Here is a 19,263-nt window from a genome sequence, read left to right on the forward strand (position 1 = left end):
TGCCGCCCACGCCGAATCTGTCCACGACGACGCAGTAAAATTTCCCTTTCAAAATATTCTCGGGGGTAACTAGCCGCTTCGCGTGATTATCTCACCACATTCCGGAGTATAATGGACAAATGGGAAAGATTGATTCGCATCTGCGAGGTGCTACGACAGCAGTTCCCGCGTGACACCCTCTCACGGCCCTTACCGGCCGAAGACGGTTACTCGGTCTTCGCCCTTGACGCCCCGACTCGCGGCGGCCGATTCGGCGCGTCAGGCGCCGTTGGTACGCGACTTTCGCTCCGGTCGCTACTCCGCAACTCCGTCGTACCGGCGAACGACGTCATAGACGGCGTCGGTACCGAACTCGACGGATTCCACGGGGATGCGCTCGTCGGCGGCGTGGACCAGCGACTGGAAGTCGAAGTCGGACGGCAAACTCATCGGCGTGAAGCCGTAGCTCTGGACGCCGATTCGCGCCAAGATGCGCCCGTCCGTCGCCGCCGGGAGGACGTACGGCACCGGGACCGCGTCCTCGTCGGCGTCGCGGAGCACGTCGTCCAAGAGACCGAAGAGTCCCAAATCCGTCTCCTCGGGGCCCTCCTCGAAACGTTCCACCTTAACGTCGACGCCGTCGCCAAGCAGGTCGCGGAGTTCGGCGGCCACGTCCTCGCCGGTCTGGCCGGGCAACAGGCGACTGTCGACGGTGAACTCCGCTCTCGCGGGGACGACGTTCATCTTGTCGCCGCCGCTGAGGATCGTCGCGTTCGCGGTGTTGTGCAGCAGCGCCTCGAACGTCCCCGCCTCGTCGCCGAGCGCCGCCAAGGAGTCGTCCACGGTTTCCGGCTCTTTCAGCCCGCGAAGGACCGCGGCCGTCTCGTCGTCGACCGCTTCGGCCATCCGGTCGAGCATCTCCTCGACCGGCGGCGTCAGATGGTAGGGGAGGCGTTCGCGGTCGAGTGTCACGAGCGCCTCGCCGATACGGCCGACGGCGTCGCCGCGACTCGGCCGCGAGGCGTGACCCGCCTGCCCCGTCGCGCTCACGCGGACCCAACACACCTGCTTCTCGTTGACCTGCACTGGGTAGAGGCGCGCGCCCGCCAACTCCATCGGGTAACCGCCGAACTCGCCGAGGGCGTAGTCGACGCCCTCGAACAGTTCGGGGTGCTCGTCCACCAGAAACGCCGCGCCCTCGTCGCCGCCGGCCTCCTCGTCGGCGAGCAGGCAGAGCACGAGGTCGCCCGCGAGGTCGACGTCGTCGCGGGCCGCGCGGAGGAACGCCGCGACGAACATCGCCACGCCCGACTTCATGTCGAGCGCGCCGCGACCCCAGACGTAGCCGTCCTCTTCCACTCCCGCGAACGGCGGGTGCGTCCACGACTGGTCGCTGGTCGGCACCACGTCGACGTGGCCGTACAGCATCAGCGCGGGCGCGTCGCCGCCGGGGAGGCGAGCGACGAGGCTCGGTCGGTCCGGAGTCTGCGCGTAGAGTTCGGAGTCGATACCGGCGTCGGCCAACAGGTCGGCGGCCCACTCGATGCACGCGCGCTCCGCACCGGGCGGGTTCGTCGTGTCGAAGCGAATCAGTTCCTGGAGGAGTTCGGCCGGGCGGTCACAGAGGCTGGCGTCGACCGTCGGCTCGCCGTCGCCGACGTACTCGCCGGGTTCGTTCGTCATCTGCCGCTACGCTCGCGCCGGGCCGTGATAAGCACTCACGCGCCGGCGATTCGGTCCGCTTCCCGCGAGGCTCAGAGTCGGCTCTTCGACCGCCCACCGCTCGAAAACAGCCGGTACGAGCCGTAGAGCACCGCGCCGACGACGAGCAGCGTCAGCGTCGCTCTGACGATGGTCGCCACGAGGCCGACGAGAAAGCCGAGGACGCTCACGGCGACGAACAGCAGGAGGAGAACGAGTGCGACGCGGAGGAGGGTGCGTGCCATGGTTCGGCTTCGGTCCCGACGCATATGACCGTTGGTGCGCGGGAGCGGCTTCGAGGTGGTTCAGTTCCCGGCCGCCGCGCGCGCTTCCGCCCGCGCTTGGTCGACGCTCTTCCCGTCACGCAGGAGGGCGTCGACGAACAGCTCGCCCGCCTTGTACGACGACCGGACCATCGGTCCCGAGGCGCAGTAGAGAAAGTCGAACTCGTCCTCGGCGACGCGCCGCCACGTCTCGAAGGCGTCGGGGTGGACGTAGTCGAACACGTCGAGGTGCGAGCGCGAGGGCTGGAGATACTGGCCGAAGGTGACGATGTCGACGTCGGCCTCGCGGAGGTCCGACAGCGTCTGGTAGATCTCGTGGTGGTACTCGCCGAGGCCGAGCATCAGACTCGTCTTCGTGTAGATGTCGGACTCGCGCTCGACCTGTTCGAGCACCGACAGCGACTGCTCGTAGTTCGCCCGGCGGTCACGAATCGGCCACTGGAGGCGTTCGACCGTCTCGATGTTGTGCGCGATGACGTCCGGTTCGGCGTCGATTATCTTCCGGACGAGTCGCTCCTCGCCCTGGAAGTCCGGAATCAGCACCTCGACGAGCACCTCGGGGTCGCGTCGCTTGATCTCTCGAATCGTCCGCGCGAAGTGACCCGCGCCCTGGTCCGGGAGGTCGTCGCGGTCGACGGAGGTGAGGACCACGTAGTCGAGGCCGATTTCGGCGACGGCCTCGGCGACGTTCGCGGGCTCGTCGGGGTCGAGCGACTCCATTCCTCCCGTCTGCACGTCGCAGAAGTTACAGCCGCGAGAGCAGCGGTCGCCCATCAGCATGAACGTCGCCGTCCCCGGGCCGTCTCGGCCGCTCCAGCACTCGCCGAGGTTCGGGCAGTTCGCCTCCTCGCAGACCGTGTGGAGGTCGCGGTCCCGAAGCGTCTGCTTGATCTCGGTGAACCGGCGACCGGACGGCGGGCGCATCTTCAGCCAGTCCGGTTTCCGCCTGTAAGCCATACGTACCCCTACGGGTGGGCGTGCAAAAACGTGATGATACTCGGGGTGTCGTCGGTACGTCGAGCGTCGTTCGGAACCTACTGCGGTCGGTCCGAGTCGTTCCCGCCGATGTAGGAGACGCCGTCGTCGGCGAGCCACCGGAGCAGCGCCGCGACCTCCTCGGGGCTCTCGACGGTCGTCGTCGCGCCGATGTCCTCGTCGCCGACGTAGACGCTCACGCCGCCCGCGGACGCGATAGCCTCGAACGCCGACCGGTCGCCGACGTCGTCGCCGACGTACATCGGGAGGTAGCCGTCGGCGGCGGCGGCGAACGCGTCGACGACCTCGCCCTTGTTCGTCTCGACGTCGGGCTTTATCTCGACGATGGCGCGTCCAGACGCGGTCACTAACTGGTCGTCGCCGTGTTCGTCGACGACCGCCTCGACTCGCTCCGTGACCGCCTCGGCGCGGTCGGGAGCGCGTCGGAAGTGGACCGTCGTCGTCCAGCGCTTGTCTTCGACGGCGACGCCGTCCTCGTCGGCCAGTTCGTCTTCGAGCCGCGTCCGCACCTCCTCGACGACCGGTTCGGCCGCCTCGGCCTCGGGGTGGACCTCGATGTCGCCGTCGCCGTGGTCGGTCTCGATGCCGTAGTTACCGGCGTAGGTGACGTCGCTCACGTCGACGCGGTCGCGCACGTCTTCGAGCCCGCGGCCGCTGACGACGGCGAGTTTTATCCCCGGAGCCCCGCGGAGCCGCTCGACTAACTCCGCGTTCGTCGGCGTTATCGTCGCCTCCTCGGGGTCGTCGACGATGGGCGCGAGCGTCCCGTCGAAGTCCAGACAGAGCAGGAGCCCCTCGTGGTCGGGCAACCGCGTCTGGAGCACGCCTATCGTCTCCGTCACGCCGTCCTCGGGTCGGAACCGTTCCGTACCGTTCGGGTCGCTCACGATTTCGTCTCCTGTCGGTTTCGGTCGTCGGTCTGCTCGGTGTTCATCCGTCGAAGCCCCTGGACGGTGCCCAGAAGCGACGCCAGCCACGTGTCGAGGTCGTTTTCGAACACGGACTCCCTGAGCGCGTCCATCCGCCGCTCCCGCTCGTGGTCCGGCATCGTCAGCGCCTCCTCTATCCTGTCGGCCAGCATCGCTTCGTCGTACGGCTCGATCGTCACCGCCGTGTCGCCGAGTTCGCCGTGCGCGCCCGTCATCCGGCTCAGCACCAGCACCCCGTCGTCGGTGTCGCCGTCGGCTTGCGCGGCGACGTACTCCTTGGCGACGAGGTTCATCCCGTCGCGCACCGGCGTGACGAGCGCGAGGTCGCTGTGGGCGTACAGGCCGTACAGTTCCGGATTCGTCAGGTGCTCGTCGATGCGGACGACCGGCCGCCAGGAGTCGGTGGCGAACCGCTCGTTGAGGCGGTCGATTCGCTCGTCGACTTCCGACTGGAGGCGCTGGTACTCGGGGATGTCGGAGCGGCTCTCGGTCGCCTTCTGGACGTACGTTAGCCGCTCGCGCCACTCGGGACGCGTCTCGAACAGGTGATAGAGCGCGTCGAGGCGCTCGGGAATCCCTTTCGTGTAGTCGAGTCGGTCGACGCCGACGGCGACGCGGGAGTCGTCCGGAATCCCGTACTCGGTTTTGAACTCCGACCAGAACGACTCGTCTCGCTCGCCGGCCAACCGGCCGATGCGCTCGGCGTCGACGCCGAGCGGGAAGGCGCGGACGAGCGTCGTCTCGCCGTCGTACTCGACCTCACCGCTGTCGGTATCGACGCGGGCGTCGTCGAAGCACGCGTCCACGCAGGCGAGGAAGTTCTCGACGTAGCGCTCGGTGTGAAAGCCGATGAGGTCGTTTGCGAGCAGACCGTCGAGCAGTTCGCGGCGGTTCGGACAGACGCGGAACGTGTCCCACGTCGGCCACGGGATGTGCCAGAACTGAAACAGCGTCGTCTCCGGCAGCGCCTTCCGCGCGTGCGAAGGCGCGAGCGCGAGATGATAATCTTGGAACCAGACGACCGACTCCTCGTCGGCCTGCTCGACGACGGCCTCGGCGAACTGCTCGTTGACCTCCTGGTAGCGCGACCAGAAGCGGTCCTCGAAGTTCGTTTTACCGACGAGGTCGTGACAGAGCGGCCACAGCACCTGGTTGCTGTAGCCGTAGTAGTACTCGTCGACGGCGTCGTCGGAGAGCCACACCCGACGGAGCGTGTAGCTGGGGTCGTCCGGCGGAACGCGGACGCAGTCGTTCTCGTCGGTCACTTCGGCGTCGGCGTCGCCGTCTCCCCAGGCGATCCAGGTGCCGTCGATCTGCTGCATCACCGGGTCTAAACCAGCCGTGAGGCCGCCGACCGGGCGGTCGACGACGATTTCGCCGTCCTCGTGGCGGTGGCTGTACGGCTGGCGGTTCGAGACCAACACCAGAGAGGACTCGAAGGCGTCGATAGGCGTGTCGGCGACGCCCGCCGACTCGGATTCGTCGGGGCTCATCCTCGTTCCACCCGCGGCGACGCGTTCGTGGTGTTCGCGGTGTTCGCGGTGTTTGCGGCGTTCGCGGTGCTTGCGACGTTCGCGGTGCTTGCGGCGGTTCGGGCGTCCGACTTCGCCGTCGTCGTGCTCGCGACGCTTCCGTCGGAGAGGACACCGACGGGCGTTCCGTCCTCCGGTCGACGCATGCAGTCGTACACCGCGTCGAGCGCTCCCTCCCAGGAGGAGGCGTATCGGACCGTCCGCTGGCCGACCGCCTCCCCGGCGGACTCGCGACACCGAATCTCCCACCGCCGCCCGAAGCGCTGCGGCGTCGCGACCCGTTCGATTTCCACCCGGAGACCGTCTCGTTCGAACGCTACCGCCTCGCCCGGCACACGTACCCACTCGTTCGGCACTCGTCCCTCGATAAACTCTCTGAGCGCGTCCATTACGGTACTTTATAACACACCGACGAAGGGGATGCTGATTGTGCCTGTATATACGCGCCCTTTCAACCACATAGAACAATCGTGAATATATGTCTTCGTGACTGTCCGGCCGGGCGATACTCGTCGGTTGCAGGGGTCCGCCAGTAAGTTCAATTCCGTCCACGCCTACCGACCCTACATGAGCACTATCGCGGAGGTCGAATTCCCCGCAGACGAGTTCGCGCTTCGTCACGCACTCTCCTCTGTTCCGGAGGCGGAGTTCGAGATCGTCCGACTCGCCGCCCACGACGCCGACCACGTGATGCCGTACGTCCGCGTCTCCGGAACCGACGCTGACACGATGACCGAGGCGCTGGAAGCGGACCCGAGCATCGAGAACGCCGAACTGCTCGACGACCTCGACGACGAACTGCTCTACCGGATGAACTGGGTCGACAACATCCGCGTCATCATGCACGTCCTCCTCGACGAGGGCGGGACGGTCATGGAGATGTACGGACAGGGAACCCGGTGGCACCTCCGCATCCTCTTCCCGACCCGGGACGCGCTCTCTGCGACCCACGAGTTCTGCACCGACAAGGGACTGACGTTCTCCATCAAGAACATCTACGACCTGAAGCAGTCGACGGGTCGCGGCGAGTTCGGACTCACGGAGAACCAGTACACCGCGCTCGTGACGGCGGCCGAGCGGGGCTACTTCGACGTCCCGCGCGACGTGACGATGAGCGAACTCGCCGCCGATTTGGGCGTCTCCCAGCAGGCGCTCTCCGAACGGCTCCGCCGCGGTCACAAGACGCTCGTCGAGAGCGCACTCCGCGTCGGCGACTCGTCGTTCGGTGACGACTCCTGAGTCGGGAATCGTCTTCTTTTCGACACAGTGTTTTATTCCACAATTCGAGACGGTTACTCACGGACCGGCAGAGATTTATTATGCATGAAGAATGAGAGAACGATAATACGATGTTCGACCTCACGACAGAGGACATCACGGAGGGGTCGATATCCCGTGCATTGGTCGTCCTCGCTGCCCCGCTCGTCATCCAGAGCTTCACGCAGGTCGTCCAGCAACTGGTCGACGTGTTCTGGCTCGGCCGCTACGGCGAGAACGCCGTCGCCGCCGTCGGACTGAACTACCCGATAATCAGCATCGTCGTCATCCTCGTCACCCTCGCGCCGTTCGTCGGCACGCAGGTCATCGTCTCCCAGCGCGTCGGCGGCGACGACGCCGCCGGCGCGAGACGCGTCGCCTTCCACGGGACGACGATGGCGCTCGCCTTCGCCTTCGTCGTCGGCGCGGTCACGTACGTCGCCGCACCCTCCATCGTGCGACTCGTCGGTGCCGACCCCGCCTTCGCCGGGATGGCGGCGGTGTACCTCGCCACGTACGCGCTCGGGATGCCGTTCGTCGCCGTCAGCGACACGCTCGAAGGCGCGTTCACCGGGTGGGGAGACTCCCGCGCCGCCCTCTACGTCACCCTCGTCACCGTCGTGACGAACCTCGTTCTCGACCCGTTTCTCATCCTCGGCCTCTGGGTGTTCCCGGAGCTGGGCGTCGAAGGAGCGGCGCTGGCGACGGTCGCGGGGTTCGCCGCCGGGATGACGCTCGCCGTCGCGCTGGCGGTCGGCCCGCGAGACACGTTCTCGCTGTCGCTGGCCGACGTCGGCTTCGACCCCGCCGAGTACCGCGAGATTCTCGACGTCGGCGGACCGCTGGTCGGTCAGCGCATCGCACAGGACGCCGTCCGCGTCTTCGTCGTCGGCATCGTCGCCGTCGCCGGCGGCGCGGCCGGACTCGTCGCCTACACCGTCGGCGCTCGAATCGCCAGCGTCGCGTTCATCCCCGCGGGTGGCCTCCAGCAGGCCTCTCAGAGCATCATCGGCCAGAATCTCGGCGCGGAGAACCCCGAGCGCGCCAATCGGACGACGTGGACCGGCGTCGCCATCGCCGCGGTCGGTCTGGGTCTCGTCGGCGCCGTCCAGTGGGTCGTCCCCGAGCCGCTGACGACGCTGTTCGTCCCCGACGTCTCGGAGGCCGCGCTCACGCTGAGCGTGCAGTACCTCCAGATTCTCGCGCTCGGCTACTGGGCGCTCGGCGCGACGTACATCTTTCTCGGCGGCTTCAACGGCGCGCGGAAGACGAAGACGAGTCTCGTCGTCTCGCTCGTCCAGTACTGGGGGGTTCGACTGCCCGTCGCCGCACTCGGCGTCTACGTGTTCGACGTGGGCGTCTCCGCCGTCTTCTGGGCGGTGACGCTCTCGAACGTCGCCGCCGCCGTCGGCGCGGGTGCGTACTACTACTACACGACGAGCGACGGGATGTTCGAGCGTGCGGCCTCGGCCGCCGCCGGCTCCGGCGGTGCCGACTGAGTGGACGATTCGAGTAAGGAAACGCCTTTGTCGCCACGGCGCCGGATTCCGGCTATGACCCGCTCGTCGCGTCCCTCGGCACAGTCGGCCCGCCGCCCGAACTCGTTGGTGAGCGCCGAATGAAGGTCGCCGAGGCGATACCGGAGTTCGCCGACGCGTTCGGGTTCGAGGAGTTCAACCGGATGCAGCGGGAGGCGCTGCCCGCCATCATGGAGCGCGACGAGAACCTCGTCGCGAGCGCGCCCACCGCCAGCGGCAAGACCGCCCTCGCCGAACTCGCCATCTGCAAGTGCCTGCGCGACGGCGGGACGGCGCTGTTCGTCGCCCCGCTTCGCGCGCTGACGAACGAGAAGGAAGCCGAGTGGGACCGCTTCGAGTCGATGGGCTACTCGGTGTACGTCGTCACCGGCGAGCGCGACCTGAACCCGCGCCGCGCCGAGCGCGCCGACATCCTCGTGATGACGCCCGAGAAGACCGACTCGGCGACGCGGAAACACGACTCCGCGCGCTACTCGTTCATCTCCGACGTCTCCTGCTGCGTCATCGACGAGGTCCACCTGCTCGACTCCGAGTCCCGCGGCGGCGTCCTCGAAGTGACCATCTCCCGGCTGCGCCGCATCTGCGACCCGCGCGTCGTCGCGCTCTCGGCGACGATGCCGAACGTCGGCGACGTGGCGGCGTGGCTCGACGCCGTCCCCGAGACGACGTTCGAGTTCGGCGACGACTACCGCCCGGTGGACCTGCACGCGAACGTCCAGACGTACAGCCCCGGCGACAACCCGTTTCAGGACAAGTACCGCCGTCTCTACCGCGCGCTCGACTTGGCCGAACCGCACATCCGCGACGGGGGCCAGTCGCTCGTCTTCGTCGCCTCCAGACAGGACGCCGTGATGGCCGCCGCGAAGGCCCGCGACGAAATCGGCCAGCGCGACATCCCCATCGGCTCCCGCGGCGACTACGACTTCCACACCGACGCGAAGGAACTGAAGAACGACAGCCTCCGGAAGGCAGTGCTCGACGGCGTGGGCTTCCACCACGCCGGCCTCGCCAAGGAGGACCGGAACCGCGTCGAGAAGTGGTTCAAAGAGGGGAAGATTCAGCTCCTCTTCTCGACGTCGACGCTGGCGTGGGGCGTCAACCTCCCCGCCCGCTGCGTCGTCATCCGCGACACCAAACACCACGACCCGCTGGAGGGCGACGTGGATATCAGTCCGCTCGACGTGCTCCAGATGCTCGGCCGCGCGGGGCGGCCCGGGTACGACGACGTCGGCTACGGCTGGGTCGTCTGCGACCGCGGGGACGCCGACAAGTACCGACGGCTCCTGGAGGAGGGCAAGGAGATAGAGTCGCGGCTCGCCTCGGACCTCGACTCGCATCTCAACGCCGAGATAGCGATGGGCACCATCGCGGACTTGGACGACGTGATGTCGTGGCTGGAGACGACCTTCTACTACGTCCGTGCGGGGTCGAAACCGGCGGACTACGACTTCGAGGGGCTCCGCGACCGCGTCCGCGACACGCTGGAGACGCTCGTCGACCGCGGCTTCGTCGAGACCGACGAGAGTCTCGCCGTGAACCCGACGACGCTCGGCCGCCTCGCCTCCAAGTACTACCTCCGGTTGGAGACCTCGCGGCGGTTCGCGGACCTCGCCGAGCGCGACCGGATCGCCGTCGACGACGTGCTGGAGGCCGTTGCGGGCGCGTCCGAGTTCGACAGCGTGTCGGCGCGACAGGCCGAACAGGACGCCGTCGACTCCGTGCTCGCCGGCGTCGACACGACTCTCGAGGACGGCAACCGGAAAGTGCTCGCCATCCTCCACGCGGGGATGGCCGGGTCGACGCCCGCCGACCTCAGAAGCGACGCGTGGGTCATCAGACAGAACGCGCTGCGACTGCTCGCGGCGCTGCGGGAGTTCCTCGACGAGTTCGTCGGGCCGCGCGCGGCGAATCTCGCCCGGCGCATCGAAGCCAGAGTCGAGCACGGCGTCAGCCGCGACGCGGCGGCGCTGACGGCCGTCGACGGCATCGGGCCGACCCGCGCGAGCAAGTTGGCGACCGGGGGGTTGGCGTCGCCGGCGGACGTGGTCGACGCCGGCGTCGAGGAACTGACCCGCGCGGGGCTCTCCGACGGCGTCGCCGAACGCGTCGTCGAGCGAGCGAAGTCGCTCCCGCGACTCGAAATAGAGTGGGGGGCGTTCCCCGAGTCCATCGCGAGAGGGGAAAACGAGATGCACGAGGTGACAGTGAAAAACGTCGGCGGCGCGGCGCGGACGGGGCTCCGCGTCACGGTCAACGGCGTCGAGATGAGCCAGAAGACGACGTATCTCTCGGACCAGACGACGGTTCCGGTCGCCGTCTTCGGCGCGCAGGACGAACTGGAGTTCCGCGTCGAAGCGGCGTTTCCCGAACTGCCGCTCGCGCCCGTCGTCGACTCGCGGACTGTCGTCGTCGAGTAGCTTCGTTCCGCTCTCTTCGCCGCTCAGCGCTCGGAGTCGGTCCGCGCGAGCAGTTCCTTTCTGAGTTCGGTCGGCCCTTCGACCACCGTGTCGGCCGGCGAGAGGTCGGCGTCGGCGTTCGTCTCCGTCCGGTAGCCGACGACGTACGTGCCGGCGCGCCGAGCCGACCGCGCGCCGTTGGTCGAGTCCTCGACGACGGCGCAGTCTTCTGGGTCGAGACGCAGTCTCTCGGCGGCGGTCTCGTAGATAGCCGGTTCGGGCTTGCCGGGGCCGTCGATGTCCTCGGCGCTCAGCACGAGGTCCAGCGGCTCGATACCGAAGCGCTCGCGGACCATCGCGATCCACGACTGCGGCGACGAGGAGACGATAGCGACGGCGACGCCGCGGTCCCGCAGCGTGTCCAGCAGCGCGTCGAACCGCGGCATCACGGAGACGTTCTCGGTGTAAATCTCCTCGGCGGCGTCCTGGTAGATGGCGACGAACTCGTCTTTGTCGACGGTCACCTCGTACTCGGCGGCGAGGTAGTCGTATATCTCGCGGTAGTTCATCCCCGTAATCTCGTCGCGGGGCGGCGGCGCGCCGGCGACGACGTCGGCGAAGATGACCTCGTCTTCGATCTCGTGCCAGAACTCCTCGGAGTCGACGATGACTCCGTCCATGTCGAACAGAACCGCATCCATACCGCTCAGGACACGGCCCGAAGTGATAGCTCTGGGGGCCGTGATAAGCCGCCCTTACTCGTTCGTTCGTCCGAGACAGTGTTCCCCAACAACATCTCTCTATCGAAAAAGCCGAGACAGAGGACGAGACGCACTCTCGAAGCGATTCTGGGGACCGTTCGACGGTGTGGGGTTGCCCATAACAAAGCCCGTGCCAACGGTCGTTCCGACAGTTGACTGCCGGTCGGTACGGCGACCCGTGCCGAACAACCGCTCCCTATCAATGACACGAACACGTCTCGTAACGGTCTGTCTCGTCGTGCTGCTCTGCTTGACCGTCTCGCTCTCGCCCGCAGTGTCGGCGGCGGCGCTCGGCCCCGGGATGGACGGCGACTCCGTGGCACAGCAAGTCGAGGGTGACGACGAGGACGAGGAGGACGAAGAGGACGAAGACGACGAGGAGGGCGAAGAGGATGAAGAGGACGAAGAGGACGAAGACGACGAGGAGGGCGAAGAGGATGAAGAGGACGAAGACGACGATGAGGAGGACGATGGTGACGACGATGACGAGGGCGGTGACGGCGATGACGAGGGCGGTGACGGCGAGGATGATGACGACGACGGTGACGACGAGGACGACGAAGGCGAGGGTCCGGGGAACGCAGCGTCCAACGGAAACGGTAACGGCCCGCCGGACCACGCCAACAACCCCGACGACGAGGACGACAGAGCCGCCGCGGCAGACGAGGGGGATGACGAGTCGACCGCCGTCGGAGCGCCCATAGAAGCCGAGACGGAGTCGCAGGCGAACTCGTTACAGTCGACGCCGGAACAGCAGGAAACGCCGACGTCGACGCCGACTTCCACTCCGACGAGTACACCTACGGCGACACCGACGTCGACACCGACGTCCACTCCGACGAGTACGCCTACGTCGACACCGACGTCCACTCCGACGAGTACGCCGACGTCGACGCCGACGAGCACACCGACGAGTACCGCCACGTCGACTCCCACGAACACACCGACGTCGACGAGTACCGCGACGGCCACCGAGTCGCCCCCTCCCACCACGACCGCCGACCCGAATCAGAGCTCCTCGGACGCCGTCAGGGTCGTCAACCTCTCGGTGAGCCGATCGCCGGTCCCCTCGGGCGAGCCGGTGACGTTCGTCGCGACGCTCGAGAATCCGACTCCGCAGCCGGCGAACCACACCGTCCGCCTCCGGCTGTTCGGTGAGATCGCGGACGTGAAGACGGTCACCGTTCCCGCGGGCGAGACGGTGACGGTTCAGTTCACCCGGACCATCCTCGCGACGGGCGAGCACACCGCTCGCGTCGGCGATCAGACCGCCACCGTCTCCGTCACCGAGTCCCAGGTCGCCACCGACGAACCCGAGACGACGAGTTCGACGGGCGTCCCCGGATTCGGGGTCGGCGTCGCGCTCGCGGCGCTGCTGGCGGTTGCAGCGCTCGCGCTCCGGCGCGAGTGAGCCCGGTGACGATATCGAAGTCGGCTCGCGGAGGTCGACACGCCCGTCGACCTACCGGCGGTCGGCGGTCACTCCGACGGCGACGACGTCGACGAGCGCGTCGCGGACCCGGTCGTAGTCGTCGAACTCCTCGCGGTACAGCGTCACGAACGTCGCCGCGCGGAGGACATCGGCGACGACGTCCGGGTCCTCCTCGGCCAGCAGTCCCGTCTGCTCCCACTGCTCGATAAACGACCGTAGCAACGCCGTCTTCCGCGCGCGGGCGTCGGCGGCGGCCTCGTCGGTGAACTGCGCCCGGAGTCGACCTAGTTCCTCCTCGCTGACGAGTGTGCGAACCAGCGGGTTCGTCTCCAGTTCTCGCATGAGTACGTCCAACAGCGTCCGAACCCCGGACTCGGCGTCGTCGACGTCCGAGAGCGATTCGTGGAGCGTCCCGACGAGTCGCTCTCCCTCGCCTTCGAGGATGTGAAGGTAGAGCGCCTCCTTCGAGTCGAAGAACTGGTAGAACGTGCTCGGGGCAATGCCCACCGAGTCGGTCAGTTCGGCGATGGTCGTCTTTCCGAGACCGTACTGTGCGAACAGTTCGCGTCCGGCGGCGACGAGTTCACGCTCGATTCGCTCGCGCTCGGCGTCGGTGAAGCCTCTCACTCCCCAGCCTCCGCCGCTCCGCGTCCTCCGCGTCGTCTCTCGCCCGGATTCGCCCGAGGGCGCTCGGGGCGGTTCACGCGAGGTCCCTCCGTCGGAACCACGCCCGCGCCACGGCCACGAGGACGGCGGTGGCCCCGAGCAGCACCGCCGCGCCGACGAAGCCGTACTCGCCGTCGACGAGAATCGCCGTCGGGTCGTAGTACCGCGTCGGCGCGAGCGCGCCGACCCACTGGAAGTCGGTGTTGGCGGTGACGGTCTCCAACAGGAACAGACCGAAAACGACGCCGATAGCACCGCGCTGGGCCGTGCTCGCACGGTCGAGCGTCACCGACAGCAGGAGGCCGATAGCCGAACAGGCGAGCAGGTACGGCACCGACAGCGCGTGCGCGGCCAGCAGGTCCATCACGGCGATGGGCTCGTCGACGAGCGCCGTTCCGACGAACACGGCCGCGAACACGACGGCGTTGACGACGAGAATCGGCACGAGCATCGAGAGGAACTTGCCGACGACGACGGTTCCGCGCGGCGTCGGCGTCGACAGGAGGAGGTCCATCCGGTCGTGTTCGACGTCGTCGGCGACGAGCGACGCCGCGCTGTAGGCGAAGTAGACGCCCAACAGCAGCACCCACGCGAACTGGTACAGTTCGACGGCGAGGAACCCCTCGATGGTGGTGAGCGTCGAGACGCCGAACGCCTCCTGGAACGCCGGCGGCAACGACTGGATGTAGGCGTCCAGGTCGACGCCCGAGGACGTGATAGAGGGGTAGAGACCGACGTACATCGCGGTCACGAGCGTGAGGAGCGCCGAGAGCGCGACGCTCCCGCGAACCTTCCGACCGGCCTCGTATCGCGCGACGGCGAGGAGACGGTTCCCGCTCGCCGTTCGACCGCCCCCGAGTTCGGACTCCGCAGAGACCCCCGTCTCGGCGTCAGTCATCGAACTCACCTTCGGCCGTCGCCGTTTGCGGCCGTGGGCTCTCGCCTTCGCCCTCGCCCCCGTTCTCACCCGCGTCTACCTCGCCGTAGAAGCGCATGAACACGTCTTCGAGCGGCGCTTCGCGGACGTCGAGGTCGACGACCGAATGACGCGTCAGCTCGGTCAGGAGGGCGTCGTACTCGCCCGTGAAGGTGAACGCCAGTTCCCGTTCGTCGTACCGCTCGCGGTCGTGGACGCCGTCGAGGGCGAACGCGTCCGCGTCGAGCGTGTCGGCGGTTCGGACCCGGACGCGTTTGCCGCTGCGGTCCAGCAGCGTCTCGACGTCTTCGAGCGCGACGAGTCGCCCGTCACGGAGGATGCCGACCCGGTCGCAGACGCGGCGGACCTCCGCGAGCACGTGCGAGGAGAAGAACACGGTGACACCGCGGGCCTTCTCGTCGGCGAGAAAGTCGTAGAAGCGCTCCTGCATCAGCGGGTCTAACCCCGCGGTGGGCTCGTCCATCACGACGAGTTCGGGGTCGTGCATGAACGCCAGCACCAGTCCGAGTTTGCGCTTGTTACCGGTCGAGTACTCCTCGACGCGGCGTTCGACGGGTGCGTCGAACAGTTCGAGCAACGCCTCGCTCCGTACATCCCCTTTCAACGCCGCGTGGTAGTCGATGATCTCGCGCCCCGTCGCATCGGGGTCGTACTCGACTTCGCTCGGGAGGTAGCCGACGCGCCGCTTCACCTCCAGCAGCGCCGACTCGTCGGTCACGTCCGCGCCCAACACCGACGCCGACCCGGAGGTGGGCGACAGAAAGCCCAATAGCGTCCTGATGGTCGTCGTCTTCCCGGCCCCGTTCGGCCCGAGGTACCCGAACACCTCGCCCGACTCGACGCTGAAGGAGAGGTCGTCGACAGCGAGCGTTCCGCTCGTCTCCTCGCCGTCGCGCTGGCCACGCCGTTCTCGTTGCTCGCGCTGTCCTCGCTGCCCGCGCTGCCCGCGCCGTCCTCGCTGCCCGCGTCGCCCCCGTTGCAGGAGGCGGCTTCCGCCTCCGTAGCGTTTCGTCAGGCCGCGGAGTTCGATTGCTGGCATAGCTATCCGTGACAGTACAACCCACGAACGTATGAACCGCTCGTTTTTACGGCTTTGAGGCGTCTATTCCGCCGAAAACCGGCGGAACTGACTCGGGGCGGCGGCCGGGCGAGCGTTCAAATCCGATGACGGGACCAACCCGGCGTATGTCCGAGGAGACGCGACTCTTCGCCGGCGACTGTACCACGACGTTCGAAGGCGCACGCGAGCAGACCCAGCGGGGGCACGTCGTCGTCCTCGTCAAATCCGACGGGACCGTTCTCGTGCACGACGCCGACGGCTACCAACCGGTCGCATGGCTCACCCGCGCCGACGCCGTCACCGTCGAAGCCGACGACGCCGGCTTCGCTGTCACCGCTCGAACCGACGACCAGACGCTCCGCGTCGTCTCGAACGAGGCGACCGGTCGCGCGAGCTACCCCACTACTTCGGCCGGGATTCCGGTCGGCGACTGCCCCGCCTGCGGCGGCGCGCTCGTCAGAGCCGGCGGCGACGTTCGCTGTCTCGGCTGCGAAGCGTCGTACTCGCTGCCCGCCGGAGCGGCGGTGCTCGACGAGACGTGCGACGACTGCGGTCTCCCGCTGATGCGCGTCGAGCGCGGAACCACCTTCGAGTGTTGTATCGACTACTCGTGCGAGTCGCTGGACGACCTCGTCCGCGACGAGTTCGACCGCGAGTGGACCTGTCCGGACTGCGGGTCGGACCTCCGGGTGCGGCGCGCGGGCGGCGGTCCCCTGCTCGCCGGCTGCGACGACTATCCCGCCTGTGACACCGCGTTCACGATTCCGGCGGGCGTCGTCGTCGCCGACTGCGACTGCGGACTCCCGGTGTTCGAGACGGCGCGCGGCCGGCGTTGTCTCGACGGCACGTGCGAGCGATTCCGAGCCGAGACCTGACCCGGTGTCGGGAGGCGACGCTGTCCGACCGCAGGCCCTATGTCGTCGCCGCGCCGCCCGTAGGGTATGCACGGCCACGTACGCGACGACGCCGTCCGCGTCGGCGGGAACGCTCGCCAGCAGTTCCACGACGCGCGCGGCTACGGCACTCCGGTCGGGGGCAACGAGATTGACCTCGCGCCGGTCGAAGCCGCTCACCTCCTCTATCGGGGCGACCTCGACAGCGTCGACGACGGCGGTTTCCGGGAGTTCTTCGTCTCGACGGCCGATGAAAGGCCGCGGTTTGCGCTCCAGTTTCTCGTCTACGCGGACCTCCGCGAGCGGGGGTTCTACCTCTCGCCCGCTCGCGACCCCTGGGTCGAGACCGACGCCGCGGCCGACTCCGCCTGCGACTTCGTCGTCTTCCCCCGCGGGAAGGACGCCGACGACGGCGTCGTCGAACACCGCGTCCGCGTCGTCGGCGAACGCGCCGCCGTCGCCGCCGCCGAGATGGCCGGCTACGTGTTCGCCGTCGTCGACGAGGAGAGCGAACTGACGTATCTGGAGGCGACCGAGCACACCTACGACGGCGGAACGGCGTTCGACCCGCCGACGAATCTGAAGGGAGACCTCCTCGACGACCGAGCGGTCTGCTGGAACGCGCCCGAAGAGCTCTTCGAGTCGGGGTTCTACGGCCAACCGCTGACGGGTCGCGACGCGGCCATCGAGGACGCGATTCAGCTCTCGCTGCTCGAAGCGGCGTCGCTGGCCGCCGACGGCGCGCTCTCGCTCGGCACCGACGACGACTACGCCGCCGTCGTCGAGCGCGGTCGAACGGTCGAGGGCGAGCGCTTCGACCGTCGACTGCGCGTGTACGAGGCGCTGCGCGAGCGAAACGTCGTCCCGAAGACGGGGTTCAAGTTCGGCGCGGACTTCCGGACGTACGCGACCGTCGACTCCGTCGACGACCTCGGTCACTCGGAGACGCTCGTTCGCGTGGTACAGCCGGACCACGTCTTCGCGCCGCGCGACCTCTCGCTGGACGTTCGCCTCGCGGGCGGGGTCCGGAAGCGAATGGTTTTTGCGCTGACCGACGCCAACGAAGGCATAGAGTGGCTGTCGGTCGCTCGCCTGACGCCGTGATCTTCGGCGACCGACCTCACCGGGTTCACTGACGGACACCGACGTTCACGAGTTCGATTTCCATGACACGCGACACCGACCCCGAGACGCACGAGACGCCCGAACTGTCCGAGACGAGGGCGCGATCCGACGACGAACGCGCACGAACAGACGGAGGCGAGACAGAGACGGACACTGCCGGAGCCGACGACGTCGCGCTCGACCCGTGGGGCTCCTCCACCGTCTCCGACTACCGCAAACTGTTCGAGGAGTTCGGCATCGAGGAGTTCGACGAACTGCTCGACGAGGTGCCGAACCCCCACTACCTGATGCGCCGCGGCGTCATCTTCGGCCACCGCGACTACCGTCCCGTCGCGGAAGCGATGCGCGAGGGCGACGAGTTCGCCGTCCTGTCGGGGTTCATGCCGACGGGCGACCCCCACATCGGGCACAAACTCGTCTTCGACGAGATAATCTGGCACCAACGGCAGGGCGGCGACGCCTACGGCCTCATCGCCGACCTCGAAGCCCACTCCGCGCGCGGCCTCTCGTGGGGCGAGATCGACGAACACGCCCGCGACTACCTGCTGTCGCTCATCGCGCTCGGCTTCGACGCCGAGGCGGGCGACCTGTACCGACAGTCGGACAACCGCGAACTGCAGGACCTCGCCTTCGAACTCGGCTCGAAAGCGAACTTCTCGGAGTTCGAGGCCATCTACGGTTTCGGCGGCGAGACGAGCGTCTCCCACATGCAGTCGGTCGTCACGCAGATGGCCGACATCCTCTACCCGCAGTTGGAGAGCCCGAAGCCGACGGTCATCCCGGTCGGCCCCGACCAGGACCCTCACGTCCGCCTCGCCCGCGACCTCGCGTCGCGGATGCGTTTCTTCGGCGTCACCGAAGCCTACGCGAGCTTCGAACTCGACGAGCAGGAGAAGACGCTGGTCGCCGCCTGTTACGACGCGCTGGACCCCGCCGAATTCGACGACCACGACCTGCGCTGCGTCCACGTCGCCGAGTTCCTCGAGGACGCGACGCCCGAGACGCTCGACGAACTCGGCGTCGTCGTCGACTCGGCCACCGTCGACTCGGCGAGGGCGAAACTCGACGAGGCTGGGATGGAACCCCTTCGTCCGCGCGTCCGGTTCCTCGACCGCAACGCCACCGAAGAAGCGTTCGACGCGCTCGTCGAGGCCATCGACGGCGAGAAGCGCGTCTTTGACGAGCACGTCGACACGTTCGAACTCTCCGCCGAGGAGGCCGAAGAGCTCGCCCGGCAGGTCGAAATCGAGAACGGCGGCTACGGCTTCCTGCCGCCCTCGTCCATCTACCACCGGTTCATGACCGGCCTCACCGGCGGGAAGATGTCCTCGTCGATTCCGGCGAGCCACATCAGCCTGCTCGACGACCCGCAGGAGGGGTACGACAAGGTCCGGTCGGCGACGACCGGCGGCCGCGAGACGGCCGAACTCCAGCGCGAACTCGGCGGCGAGGCCGACAAATGTCCCGTCTACGAACTGTACGCCTACCTCCTCTCCGGCGACGACGACGAGTTCGCCAAGAAGGTGTACGACGAGTGCGTCGGCGGCGAACGCCTCTGCGGCGGTTGCAAGGAGCAGGCGGCCGAACTGATGTACGAGTTCCTCGAAGACCACCAGGAGAAACGCGAGGAGGCCGAGGAACTGCTCGACTCGCTGGATATCGACCTCGACTCGAAGCGAAGGGGTCCCGGCGGCGAGCACTGAGCGGGTCGACGCCCGACGCTCGAACTTCCCAATACACTTGATTTACAGCTAAAATTATATTTATTCGCGTTCTA

17 protein-coding genes are annotated in these 19,263 nt (G+C 67.5%); 7 read left to right on the top strand and 10 right to left on the bottom strand.

Annotation, left to right across the window (positions count from 1 at the left end; all coding sequences use genetic code 11):
• Nucleotides 1-294 precede the first annotated feature (294 nt).
• The 6 genes from DV709_RS09355 to DV709_RS09380 form a co-directional block, all read right to left on the bottom strand.
• On the bottom strand, nt 295-1,662 hold the full coding sequence (locus DV709_RS09355) for a M20/M25/M40 family metallo-hydrolase (RefSeq protein WP_117593933.1): 1,368 nt from the start codon (nt 1,660-1,662) through the stop codon (nt 295-297).
• Between the two features lie 71 nt (nt 1,663-1,733).
• Nucleotides 1,734-1,925, bottom strand: coding sequence for a hypothetical protein (locus tag DV709_RS09360; protein ID WP_117593935.1), 192 nt, complete (start codon nt 1,923-1,925; stop codon nt 1,734-1,736).
• 60 nt (nt 1,926-1,985) lie between these two features.
• Complete coding sequence (gene lipA / locus DV709_RS09365; RefSeq protein WP_117593937.1) at nt 1,986-2,921, bottom strand: lipoyl synthase; 936 nt, start codon at nt 2,919-2,921, stop codon at nt 1,986-1,988.
• A 77-nt stretch (nt 2,922-2,998) separates the two neighbouring features.
• The gene (otsB, locus tag DV709_RS09370; RefSeq protein WP_157972698.1) at nt 2,999-3,847 is read right to left on the bottom strand and encodes a trehalose-phosphatase; all 849 of its coding nucleotides are present in this window, start codon (nt 3,845-3,847) and stop codon (nt 2,999-3,001) included.
• Nucleotides 3,844-5,382 carry an alpha,alpha-trehalose-phosphate synthase (UDP-forming) gene (locus tag DV709_RS09375; protein WP_117593941.1) on the bottom strand — a complete coding sequence of 513 codons (1,539 nt, stop codon included), beginning with the start codon at nt 5,380-5,382 and terminating at the stop codon, nt 3,844-3,846. The genes otsB and DV709_RS09375 overlap by 4 nt, the downstream gene beginning before the upstream one ends.
• Nucleotides 5,379-5,810 (bottom strand): hypothetical protein, encoded by a 432-nt coding sequence (locus DV709_RS09380; protein ID WP_117593943.1) that lies wholly within the window; start codon nt 5,808-5,810, stop codon nt 5,379-5,381. The genes DV709_RS09375 and DV709_RS09380 overlap by 4 nt, the downstream gene beginning before the upstream one ends.
• Before the next feature lie 178 nt (nt 5,811-5,988).
• Between DV709_RS09380 and DV709_RS09385 the strand changes: the two genes are divergently transcribed.
• The 3 genes from DV709_RS09385 to DV709_RS09395 all read left to right on the top strand — a co-directional run bounded on the left by DV709_RS09385 (nt 5,989) and on the right by DV709_RS09395 (nt 10,633).
• Nucleotides 5,989-6,660 carry a helix-turn-helix domain-containing protein gene (locus DV709_RS09385; RefSeq protein ID WP_117593945.1) on the top strand — a complete coding sequence of 224 codons (672 nt, stop codon included), beginning with the start codon at nt 5,989-5,991 and terminating at the stop codon, nt 6,658-6,660.
• 110 nt (nt 6,661-6,770) lie between these two features.
• Nucleotides 6,771-8,177 (top strand): MATE family efflux transporter, encoded by a 1,407-nt coding sequence (locus DV709_RS09390; RefSeq protein ID WP_117593947.1) that lies wholly within the window; start codon nt 6,771-6,773, stop codon nt 8,175-8,177.
• Between the two features lie 119 nt (nt 8,178-8,296).
• Entirely contained in the window at nt 8,297-10,633 is a 2,337-nt protein-coding gene (locus DV709_RS09395; RefSeq protein WP_117593949.1) for a DEAD/DEAH box helicase, read from the top strand.
• Nucleotides 10,634-10,656: 23 nt separating this feature from the next.
• On the opposite strand, the gene DV709_RS09400 is transcribed toward DV709_RS09395, so the two are convergent.
• Entirely contained in the window at nt 10,657-11,313 is a 657-nt protein-coding gene (locus DV709_RS09400) for an HAD family hydrolase (protein ID WP_117593951.1), read from the bottom strand.
• Between the two features lie 262 nt (nt 11,314-11,575).
• On the opposite strand from DV709_RS09400, the gene DV709_RS18310 reads away from it, so the two are divergent.
• A complete protein-coding gene (locus tag DV709_RS18310; RefSeq protein WP_157972699.1) occupies nt 11,576-12,784 on the top strand; it encodes a PGF-CTERM sorting domain-containing protein in 1,209 nt (402 codons plus the stop codon).
• 51 nt (nt 12,785-12,835) lie between these two features.
• On the opposite strand, the gene DV709_RS09420 is transcribed toward DV709_RS18310, so the two are convergent.
• The 3 genes from DV709_RS09420 to DV709_RS09430 form a co-directional block, all read right to left on the bottom strand.
• Complete coding sequence (locus DV709_RS09420; RefSeq protein ID WP_117593953.1) at nt 12,836-13,432, bottom strand: TetR/AcrR family transcriptional regulator; 597 nt, start codon at nt 13,430-13,432, stop codon at nt 12,836-12,838.
• 73 nt (nt 13,433-13,505) lie between these two features.
• Entirely contained in the window at nt 13,506-14,369 is an 864-nt protein-coding gene (locus DV709_RS09425; protein ID WP_117593955.1) for an ABC transporter permease subunit, read from the bottom strand.
• Complete coding sequence (locus DV709_RS09430) at nt 14,362-15,447, bottom strand: ABC transporter ATP-binding protein (RefSeq protein WP_117593957.1); 1,086 nt, start codon at nt 15,445-15,447, stop codon at nt 14,362-14,364. The genes DV709_RS09425 and DV709_RS09430 overlap by 8 nt, the downstream gene beginning before the upstream one ends.
• Nucleotides 15,448-15,593: 146 nt before the next feature.
• On the opposite strand from DV709_RS09430, the gene DV709_RS09435 reads away from it, so the two are divergent.
• From DV709_RS09435 to DV709_RS09445, 3 genes are all read left to right on the top strand, one after another.
• A complete protein-coding gene (locus DV709_RS09435) occupies nt 15,594-16,343 on the top strand; it encodes a topoisomerase DNA-binding C4 zinc finger domain-containing protein (protein WP_117593959.1) in 750 nt (249 codons plus the stop codon).
• 66 nt (nt 16,344-16,409) lie between these two features.
• Complete coding sequence (gene endA / locus DV709_RS09440; RefSeq protein ID WP_117593960.1) at nt 16,410-17,465, top strand: tRNA-intron lyase; 1,056 nt, start codon at nt 16,410-16,412, stop codon at nt 17,463-17,465.
• A gap of 62 nt (nt 17,466-17,527) precedes the next feature.
• Nucleotides 17,528-19,189, top strand: coding sequence for a tryptophan--tRNA ligase (locus tag DV709_RS09445; protein ID WP_117593963.1), 1,662 nt, complete (start codon nt 17,528-17,530; stop codon nt 19,187-19,189).
• Nucleotides 19,190-19,263 lie beyond the last annotated feature (74 nt).

Origin of the sequence: Haloprofundus halophilus, assembly GCF_003439925.1 — an archaeon.
GTDB lineage: Archaea > Halobacteriota > Halobacteria > Halobacteriales > Haloferacaceae > Haloprofundus > Haloprofundus halophilus.